The sequence below is a fragment of the uncultured Amaricoccus sp. genome, from assembly GCF_937858865.1.
Classification (GTDB): Bacteria; Pseudomonadota; Alphaproteobacteria; order Rhodobacterales; family Rhodobacteraceae; genus Amaricoccus.
In genome coordinates this window covers 1-7,581 of sequence record NZ_CALLYO010000053.1, presented here as the reverse complement: position 1 = coordinate 7,581, position 7,581 = coordinate 1, and the positions used below count along the sequence as shown (strand labels likewise).

The 7,581-nt window shown below is 70.8% G+C and carries 8 protein-coding genes; 4 read left to right on the top strand and 4 right to left on the bottom strand.

Going from position 1 to position 7,581, the window contains the following annotated elements:
- Window positions 1-62 precede the first annotated feature (62 nt).
- Window positions 63-1,229: a 23S rRNA (adenine(2503)-C(2))-methyltransferase RlmN gene (gene rlmN / locus Q0112_RS01435; RefSeq protein ID WP_297970461.1), complete on the top strand. Its 1,167-nt coding sequence runs from the start codon at window positions 63-65 to the stop codon at window positions 1,227-1,229.
- 115 nt (window positions 1,230-1,344) lie between these two features.
- Window positions 1,345-1,926 (top strand): L,D-transpeptidase family protein, encoded by a 582-nt coding sequence (locus tag Q0112_RS01430; RefSeq protein ID WP_297970459.1) that lies wholly within the window; start codon window positions 1,345-1,347, stop codon window positions 1,924-1,926.
- Window positions 1,927-1,969: 43 nt separating this feature from the next.
- Here Q0112_RS01430 and Q0112_RS01425 read toward each other — a convergent pair whose 3' ends face one another.
- Window positions 1,970-2,449 carry a CAP domain-containing protein gene (locus tag Q0112_RS01425; protein ID WP_297970457.1) on the bottom strand — a complete coding sequence of 160 codons (480 nt, stop codon included), beginning with the start codon at window positions 2,447-2,449 and terminating at the stop codon, window positions 1,970-1,972.
- Window positions 2,450-2,711: 262 nt separating this feature from the next.
- Here Q0112_RS01425 and Q0112_RS01420 point away from each other — a divergent pair, with 262 nt between their 5' ends.
- Window positions 2,712-3,335, top strand: a complete 624-nt coding sequence (locus tag Q0112_RS01420; protein ID WP_297970455.1) for a L,D-transpeptidase — start codon at window positions 2,712-2,714, stop codon at window positions 3,333-3,335.
- A gap of 145 nt (window positions 3,336-3,480) precedes the next feature.
- Window positions 3,481-3,711 (top strand): hypothetical protein, encoded by a 231-nt coding sequence (locus Q0112_RS01415; RefSeq protein WP_297970453.1) that lies wholly within the window; start codon window positions 3,481-3,483, stop codon window positions 3,709-3,711.
- Window positions 3,712-3,875: 164 nt separating this feature from the next.
- On the opposite strand, the gene Q0112_RS01410 is transcribed toward Q0112_RS01415, so the two are convergent.
- The 3 genes from Q0112_RS01410 to Q0112_RS01400 all read right to left on the bottom strand — a co-directional run.
- Window positions 3,876-4,559 (bottom strand): YjbF family lipoprotein, encoded by a 684-nt coding sequence (locus tag Q0112_RS01410; protein WP_297970451.1) that lies wholly within the window; start codon window positions 4,557-4,559, stop codon window positions 3,876-3,878.
- Window positions 4,556-6,700: a YjbH domain-containing protein gene (locus tag Q0112_RS01405; protein WP_297970449.1), complete on the bottom strand. Its 2,145-nt coding sequence runs from the start codon at window positions 6,698-6,700 to the stop codon at window positions 4,556-4,558. The genes Q0112_RS01410 and Q0112_RS01405 overlap by 4 nt, the downstream gene beginning before the upstream one ends.
- A 163-nt stretch (window positions 6,701-6,863) precedes the next feature.
- On the bottom strand, window positions 6,864-7,581 hold a 718-nt coding region (locus tag Q0112_RS01400), incomplete at its 5' end, for an SDR family oxidoreductase (RefSeq protein WP_297970447.1).

Sequence of the window (7,581 nt, the reverse complement as noted above, 5' to 3'; positions counted from 1 at the left end):
CTATCTAGACGGCCGAACCCGTGCGCGTCCGGCGCGCGAAGCGCCTGTTCCCCGCGAAGCCGATGACCGCCACCCTTCCGATCTCGCCCGATCTCGTGACCCTGCCCCGCCGCCCGGCCGAGGCGGGGCTGCCGAACGTGGTCGGGATGGGGCGGGCGGCGCTGCGGGCGGCGCTGGTCGAGGCCGGCACGCCGGAGGCGCAGGCGACGATGCGGGTCGCGCAGGTCTGGCAGTGGCTCTATCACCGCGGCGCCCGCGACTTCATGGCGATGACCAACCTGGCGCGGCCCTATCGCGAGCTCCTCGCCGGGCGGTTCCGCATCGCGCGGCCGGAGATCGTGACGCGGCAGGTCTCGGCCGACGGGACGCGGAAGTATCTGCTCCGGATCGACGGCGGGGCGGAGATCGAGACGGTCTACATCCCGGAGGCCGACCGCGGGACGCTCTGCGTCTCGAGCCAGGTCGGCTGCACGCTCACCTGCTCCTTCTGCCATACCGGCACCCAGCGGCTGGTCCGGAACCTGACCGCGGCCGAGATCGTCGGGCAGGTGATGGTCGCGCGCGACGACCTCGAGGACTGGGGGCGGAAGCCGGACGAGAAGCGGCTGGTCTCGAACCTGGTGCTGATGGGCATGGGCGAGCCGCTCTACAACTTCGAGGCGGTGCGCGACGCGATGAAGATCTGCATGGACGGCGAGGGGATCGCGCTGTCGCGGCGGCGGATCACCCTCTCGACCTCGGGGGTGGTGCCGGAGATCGCGCGGGTCGGGGCGGAGATCGGCTGCCTGCTCGCCATCTCCTTCCATGCCACCACCGACGCGGTCAGGGACGTGCTGGTGCCGATCAACCGCAAGTGGCCGATCGGCGAGCTGCTGGCCGCCTGCCGCGCCTATCCGCGGCTCTCGAACGCCGAGCGGATCACCTTCGAGTACGTGATGCTGAAGGGGGTGAACGACAGCGACGCCGACGCGCGGCGGCTGGTCAGGCTGATCGCCGGCATCCCGGCCAAGATCAACCTCATCCCGTTCAACCCCTGGCCGGGCGCGCCCTACGAGCGGTCGGACCCGGAGCGGATCGAGGCCTTCGGCGCCATCGTCAACCGGGCGGGCTATGCCTCGCCGGTCAGGACGCCGCGCGGCGAGGACATCATGGCCGCCTGCGGCCAGCTGAAGAGCGCCTCCGAGCGGGCGCGGCGCGCCCGTCCCGCCGCCGCGGCGGTCGCCGTTTGACGCGGCGCGCAAGCGGGCTTCCCGAATCTGCCGGGTTAGGAGTATATCAACCATATCAGGCAGAAATGGGACCGTCCTCACCGGCGGGAACCCGACAACGACAAGAGCAGGCGACATGAACGAGCGGACGTGGCTTCTCGGGGAGGCGGAGCTTCCCCTCGACGATGACGACCTGGCGGTCGAGCGGAAACTCTGGACCCGGCGCAGCGCGCTCGCGCTGACCGCGGGCTTCCTCGCGCTCGGCAGCGTGCCGGCGCGGGCGAGCTACGTCCCGACGCTGGCGCCGCGTGCCAACCACATCGTGGTCTCGAAGTCGAAGCGGGTGCTGGCGCTGATGAGCGGCGCGGAGACGCTGAAGCGCTACAAGGTCCACCTCGGCTTCACGCCGCGGGGCCACAAGCAGCAGTCGGGCGACGGCCGGACGCCGGAGGGGCGCTACTACATCGACCGGCGCAATCCGCGGAGCGAGTTCTACCTCAGCCTCGGGGTGAGCTATCCGAACGCGCTCGACGTCGCCCGGGCGCGCGCGCTCGGGGTGAAGCCGGGCGGCGACATCTTCATCCACGGCGGGCCGCGGCGCACCGCCGACCGGCGGAAGACCGACTGGACGGCGGGCTGCATCGCCGTCTCGGACGCCGAGATGGAGGAGATCTGGTCGATGGTGCCGACCGGGATCCCGATCACCATCCTCGCCTGATCCGCATTTTCGCCTGATCCGCGGGCGGCGGCCGGTGCCGCCGCTACTCGCCTAGCAGTTGCACCCACCAGATCTTGCCGGTGGCGTCCTCGTACCAGCCGATGCCGAGGCCGCGCGCTGCGGGATCGAGGATCACCGCCCGGGTGTCGCTGTAGCCGAGCCAGCTCTGCAGCACGGTCAGGTCGGAATCCGAGCCCTCGGAGAGGTTCTCGCCGACGATCTCGCCGCGGTAGCCGGCGCGGAAGGCGCGCTCGCGCGGGCTGGTGAGGTCCGAGCCGAAGTGCCAGGCGCGCTTCTGCACCGACATGTCGCGGGCGTGGGTCTCGGCGGCGGCGTTGAGCTCGGCGGAGAGCTGCACCGGCTGCGCCCCGTGCTCGGCGCGCACCGCGTTCACCGCGTCGAGGTGCCTCAGCCGGATCGGGTTGACGTCGGCCTGGGTCAGCCGCTTGCCGCCCCCCTGGCTCGACTCGCAGGCCGAGAGCGCAAGAAGGACGGCCAGAGCGGCCAGAAACGGTCGGAACATCGGGGTAAATCCGCCTGATCGTTGCTCGATCACCGTCTCTAACGGCTTTTTCGGGGCGGTTCAAACCCAAAGCAGAGCCGCGGATCCGCCCGGCGCCGGCTGGCCGGCGCTGGCTGGCCGGCGCTGGCTGGCGGGCGCTGGCTGGCGGGCGCTGGCTGGCGGGCGCCGCCCCGCCGGGCGCTGCTCCAACTGTGAGTTGCACTCTTCGCGCCTCGGGAGGCATAATGCCGCCCCGATCCCAGGAGGGAACTGGAGACAGACGATGCAGAGGAACAGCGACCCGAGCGGCCGGGTCATGAATCGCCGGACGTTCGGGCGGCTCGCGCTCGCCGGTGCCGCCACCCTCGCGGCCGGCTCGGCCTTCGCGGCGGAGCAGCAGGAGGCGCTGCACGACTATGTGCCGGATTCGCAGGATGCGCCACGGCTGCTGCGCCGCATCTCCGGACTGCACACCGAGGAGTGGCAGAACCACTTCAGCTCGATCGCGAACGACGCGATCCTGGTCAAGATCAACGACCGGGTGCTGCACTACTGGGGCGCGGACGGCTTCTACCGGATCTACCCGACCTCCGTGCCGCTGACCGAGGAAATGACCCGCCGCGGTCGCACCGCGATCACGCTCAAGCGCCCGGAGCCGGACTGGCGGCCGACGCCGGCCATGCTCGAGCGCAATCCCGACCTGCCGCGGTACGTGCCGCCAGGGCCGGACAACCCGCTCGGCATCCGCGCGCTGAACCTCGGCTGGCCCTCCTACCGCATCCACGGCACCAACGACATCCGCAAGATCGGGCGGCAGTCGTCCTCGGGCTGCGTCGGGCTGTTCAACGAGCACATCCTCGAGGTGTACGACCGCGCGCAGATCGGGACGCCGGTGTTGCTAATTTGACAACACCTGTGATTTACTGGAGTTCGCCGCTTTCACCGATTGAACGAACGAGGGAAAGTTGGTTAGTGTCGAGGCATTAGCTTGTCCGCTCGCAGGTCCGGGCGAGCTAGCAGTATCGCAGACCCGCACTCTGAGGAGGACAACAATGAAGCTTATCGTAACCACTGCGGTGGCTCTGGTGCTGGCCGGCCAGGCGTTTGCAGGCAGCCTGGTCTTCGAGGCTCCCGAGGAGCCGGTCGTGGTCGCCGAGCCCGCCCCGATGGGTGGCTCGAACGCCGCCTGGCTGATCCCGGTGATCGGTCTCGCCGCGATCGCCTACGCGATCTCGAACGACGACGACGACGACGACGACGACACCACGGACGCCGCGAACTGATCGTCCTTCACTGAGCCGCGGCGCCCTGCGACGCGGATAGCGATTGGGGCAACGCTGCACGGCGTTGCCCCTTTTCTTTTCGCGAATCGCGAATCACGCGATTCGCACGCCGATGGGCGGCGCGCCGCCGGCGGCGGCGACGGCTCAACCGCGAGGTGAGCGGCTCAGTCTCCGGTGTAGGGCTCGAGGACCTGCATGTCGACGAGGTCCATCTTCGGCCCGACCCACTGCAGGCTGCGCCAGACCGACCCCGACGAATCGACGAAGTGCAGATTCTCGAAATGCCCGGTCGGGCCGTCGCAGATCTCCGGGATCTGCACGCCCTGGTAGCGCAGCTGCAGGATGGTCATCTCCGCCGGCGCCGGCGGCTCGAAGTGGCAGTCGAAGGAGACGACCTCCCCCTTGGGGCCGATCGCCGGCAGCTCGTAGAAGCGCCGCACGCCGTGCGGCCAGCTCCCCGGCGGGGTGCGGCGGGCCAGGGGGTCGGGCCCCTCGCTCCAGGAGGCGAGCAGGTCGGTGCCCATGCCGCGCGTCCCGGTGATCTGCGCCCCGCGCAGGACGATCTGCTGCTGGAGCGCCGAGGAATAGGTGACGAAGCCGCCGTTCGAGGCGGCGCCGTACATCAGCGTCGGCGACGCGTCGCTCTCGAGCCGCGCCTGGATCGCCGCCACGTCGGCCCGCTCGATGTCGGCGCGGGTCACCACCCGGGGCGGCGCCTTGGGCGTGTCGTCCTCGCGCGACCAGAAGCCGCCGAACTCCTCGATCGCCGCCTGCACGATCGGGTCCTTCCCGCCGCTGCCGCAGGCCGTCAGCGCCGCCAGCGACACGAGGGCGAAGAGCCGCTTCATTGCCAGAAGGCTCCCCAGTTCCGCTCCAGGCGGTTGCGGTCGTACTCGCGCACCATCGGATAGAGGCGGTTCTGGATGTTGAGGAACGCGCCGCCGTTGTTCGCGAGCGAGGTGAGGTTGCCGTCGATCGTCTGCCGGGTCTCGAACGGCGTCGACCAGCGGAGCGGGATGGAGAGCGTGAGGCCCTTGGCGAAGCTCCCCTCGCCGAAGTCCTCGGCCGAGACGTCGGTCTTGGTGGCGTAGGCGCCCACCGCCCAGCCGTTGGCGAAGCGCCGCGAGACGGCGAGCGTGGCGCCCCAGTCGCCGGCGAGGTAGCGCCCGGCCGAGAGCTGCGTCTCGATGCCGTACCAGCCGGTGTCCCAGTAGACCGAGGCATGCCCGGTCGCCACCTGGTAGTCGTAGTAGCCGAAGCCGAAGGGGCTGTAGGGATCGCGCTGCGCGACGTAGTTGAGCTCGGCGCCGAGGCCCCAGCTCTGCTCGACCGGCTTCCAGAGGACCTCGCCGCTGACGCCGCCGAAGGCGCGCTCGAGCAGGCCGGCCGACACCCGCCCGTAGGTGTCGCGGTTGAGCTTGAAGAGATAGTCGCCGGTCAGCCGGATCAGCTTCGGATCCCAGCCGGAATAGTAGCGCTTCGACTGGCTGCGGACCTGCGGCAGGTTGCCCGAGGACTCGGTGTCGCCGGGATCGGAGAATTCGCCGAGGAGCGGCTGGCGCACCATCGCCGATGCCGAGAGGCCGGGCGAGAGGCTGACGCTGCCGCGGAACTGCAGCGTGAGCTGCGGGCGGAACCCGTCGTTGCCGCCGAAGATCTGCACCGTCGGCAGCGGGATGAAGGCCCAGCTCCAGAGCGGATAGACGTCCCGCCGCCAGCTCTGGCCCTGCGCCAGCACGGGCAGCGCGCCCTCGATCTGCGTCGTCTCCCAGCTCTGCACCCCGGCGAAGGGCCGGTTGGCCTGCGCCTCGAGGTCGGTCCGCTGCACGGTGACCGTGGTGGTCGGAAGGCCGTTCTGCAGCGGGGTGATGCTGAAGCGCTCGACCGAGTAGGGCATCGCCGCCGCCAGCACCGCCGCGGTGCGGCCGATCGCCTTCGGGTCCTGGCTGATCTGCCGGTTGATGATCCTGACCTCGACCGCATCGGCGGTGTAGCTCATCGCGTCGAGCGTGATGCCGTCGGCGTTGAGCGCCTTGGCCACGGCCTCGGTCAGCGTCGCCTTCGCGCCCTGGTCGTTCACCCAGGCGCCGCTCCGGTTGGCGTTCGCCGGGCGCGGGTTGATCGGCACCGGTCCCGTGCCGAGGTTCTGCGGCGTGAGCGGCTTGTAGGGATTGCCCGACACGACGACGTTGATGCCCACGGTCGAGCCGTACATATAGTAGCCGCCGAGCGTGATGCCGGGGGTCAGCCGGTACTCGGCGCCGACGTTGATCGGCGACTTGCGCTCGAAGTCGGCCTCGGGGCCCGCCTGCTCGCGGGTGTAGGCGTCGGAGGAGATCTCGGCCTTCAGCGTCAGCTTGTCGATGGGCGTGCGCCACTCCACGCCGCCGAAGAAGCCCATGTCCTCGCCGTGGAACATGGCGTCGAAGGTCGGCGTGCCGCCCTCGTCGTAGTCGATCTTGCGCTCGCAGAAACTGTCCGACATCGAGCAGAAGGGGTTGGTCACCCCGCCGACGCTGGCGAGCCGCCCCCAGCCGATGCCGCCGGTGACGGTGAAGTCGCGGGCGATGGTCTTGCTGGCGACGAGGTATTCGGCCGAGTAGACGCCGGTGCCGAGCACGTCGCGGAAGCCGAGCGCGACCGACGGCTGCCACGTCCCGCGCTCCTTCAGCAGCTGGAACTGCACGTCGAGGCTGCGGTCGAAGAGCTTGTATTCCGGGTCATCGGAATTGCCCCAGTCCTTGATCGAGGCATAGCGCAGCGTCGCCGAGATCCGCGGGAGGAGCTGGAAGGTGAAGTTGCGGCGCGAGGTGTTGCCGAACTGGCTGTAGCTGGCCGAGACCTGCGCGTCGGGCTGCGCCTCGGCGCTCGGCATGTCGATGAGGCCGGTGGCGCCGTAGAGGTTGAGGCTCGGCCGCGGCGGCGCGGTCTCCTGGGCGGGTGCGGTGGTGCCGGGCGCGATGGAGGCGGCCGCCGCCAACGCCAGCATGGCCACTCCCGCACGCAGGGGCTTTCGCTGCATCCACCCAACCTCAAGCGGCGCCCGCCGGCACCTTATCCCGCATTGCCCGCTCTTTTCGCTGATGCAGCGGGGAAATGCCAGCGAAGAGCGCGGGCCGGCGCATAATTCCGCCGGCTGTTGCAGGCGGCCATCAGAAGCCGGCCGCCAGGAGGCCGGCGAGGCCGGCGCGATAGTCGGGCCAGGCGAGGCGCAGGCCGAGCTCCTGCTTGATCCGCCGGTTCGCCACCCGCTTCGACTCGGCGTAGAAGCTGCGCGCCATCGGCGAGAGGTCGGCCGCCTCGAAGGGCACCTCGGGCGGCGGCGGCAGGCCGAGGAGCCGCGCGGCGTGGGCGATCACGTCCTGCGGCGGGGCCGGCTCGTCGTCGGCGAGGTTGTAGGCGCGGCCGGGGTCGGGGCGGGCCAGCGAGGCGAGGAGGGCGGCGGCGATGTCGTCGACGTGGATGCGGCTGAAGACCTGGCCGGGCTTCACGATCCGCTGCGCCCGCCCGGCGCGCAGCTTGTCGAGGGCGCTCCGCCCCGGGCCGTAGATGCCGGCGAGGCGGAAGAGGTGCACCGGCAGGCCGGTGGCGAGCCAGGCCTGCTCGGCGGCGACCCGCCAGCGGCCGCGTTCGGAGACCGGGGCGAGGGCGCCGGTCTCGTCCACCCAGCCGCCCTGCCGGTCGCCGTAGACGCCGGTGGTGGAGAGATAGCCGACCCAGCGCGGCCGCGCGCGCCCGAGCGCGGCGCCGTAGCGCGCGAGCGCCGGGTCGCGGCCGGCGGCGGGCGGGATCGAGACGAGGATGGCATCCGCTTCGGCGATCGCGGCCGCGACGGCGGCGGTGTCGTCCCAGGCGAGCAGCTCGACGCCG